Consider the following 852-nt stretch of genomic DNA (forward strand, 5'->3'; position numbering starts at 1 on the left):
CTGCCGAAAGATGTCGGGCCGCATCATCAACATCCACCATTCCTTCCTGCCATCCTTCAAGGGGGCGAACCCCTACAAGCAGGCCTATGAGCGCGGGGTGAAGCTGATCGGGGCGACGGCGCATTATGTGACGGCCGATCTCGACGAAGGTCCGATCATCGAGCAGGACACGGCGCGCATCACGCATGCGCAGTCGGCCGAGGACTATGTCTCGATCGGCCGCGATGTGGAAAGCCAGGTACTGGCGCGCGCCATCCATGCCCATATCCACTATCGCACCTTCCTCAACGGCAACCGCACCGTCGTCTTCCCGGCAAGCCCAGGCTCCTATGCCTCCGAGCGCATGGGGTGAGTGATGGCGCTCGCGACAGTGATCGACGGTAAGAAAGCGGCGGCTTCGGTGATCGAGGCCGTGAAGGCTGCGGCGGCGGAACTTGAGGCGGAGGCCGGGGTGAAGACCGGGCTCGCGGTCGTCATCGTCGGCGACGATCCGGCCAGCCACGCCTATGTGAACTCCAAGAGCAAGATGGCCAAGGAGTGCGGCTTCAAGTCCATCCAGCACACGCTGCCGGCGGAGACAACGCAGGAAGAGCTGGCAAGGCTCGTCCAGTCACTGAACGACGATCCTTCCATCCACGGCATTCTCGTACAGCTGCCGCTGCCGAAGCATCTGAATTCGGATGACATCATTCAGTCTATCAAGCCGGAGAAGGATGTCGATGGCCTGCATGTGGTCAATGCCGGCAAGCTTGCGACCGGCGATCTCGAAACCGGGCTGATCTCCTGTACGCCGGCCGGCGCCATGCTTTTGGTACGCTCCATCCATGGCGAGGACCTGTCGGGTCTGAATGC

Annotated in this window: 2 protein-coding genes; both read left to right on the forward strand. The window is 62.0% G+C overall.

Annotation, left to right across the window (positions count from 1 at the left end; all coding sequences use genetic code 11):
• Positions 1–352: formyltransferase family protein (locus tag GDN47_RS31835; RefSeq protein WP_267904838.1), on the forward strand; the 352-nt coding region annotated here is incomplete at its 5' end.
• A gap of 3 nt (positions 353–355) precedes the next feature.
• Positions 356–852 (forward strand): tetrahydrofolate dehydrogenase/cyclohydrolase catalytic domain-containing protein (locus GDN47_RS31840; protein ID WP_308936562.1); only part of this gene is annotated, 497 nt, incomplete at its 3' end.

The organism is Martinezella dioscoreae (assembly GCF_009176305.1).
Classification (GTDB): Bacteria; Pseudomonadota; Alphaproteobacteria; order Rhizobiales; family Rhizobiaceae; genus Rhizobium; species Rhizobium dioscoreae.